This is a genomic window from Bacillus sp. SIMBA_031, assembly GCF_046535225.1.
GTDB classification, from domain to species: domain Bacteria; phylum Bacillota; class Bacilli; order Bacillales; family Bacillaceae; genus Bacillus; species Bacillus velezensis.
Genome location: NZ_JAWRXC010000521.1, coordinates 1 through 250 on the forward strand (window position 1 = coordinate 1; position 250 = coordinate 250).

At 68.8% G+C, this 250-nt stretch carries 1 protein-coding gene; it reads right to left on the reverse strand.

Features of this window, described 5'->3' with window-relative positions:
* Positions 1-250 (reverse strand): hypothetical protein (locus SB724_RS21225; protein ID WP_486304064.1); only part of this gene is annotated, 250 nt, incomplete at both ends.

A 250-nucleotide genomic window follows, 5' to 3' on the forward strand; every position in this document is an offset into this window, starting at 1 on the left:
GCGCCTTGACGCGGCGGATATCGTTGGGGTCGGCGATCGCCAGCACTGCCGTCAGGATGACGCCGAGGCCGGCGCCGAAGAAGCCGCCATAGATCGACGCGAATGCCAGCACCGTGGAGCTTGCGAGTTGTGATGGCTCGTTGCCGCCGCGGCGCCTTTCGGCCCAGGCTGCGATGCGTGGCGAAAACAGAAACAGCAGCGTGGCGGCGCCGATCAGCGCGGGCACCGGCAGCACGAAGAGCCGCTCCGG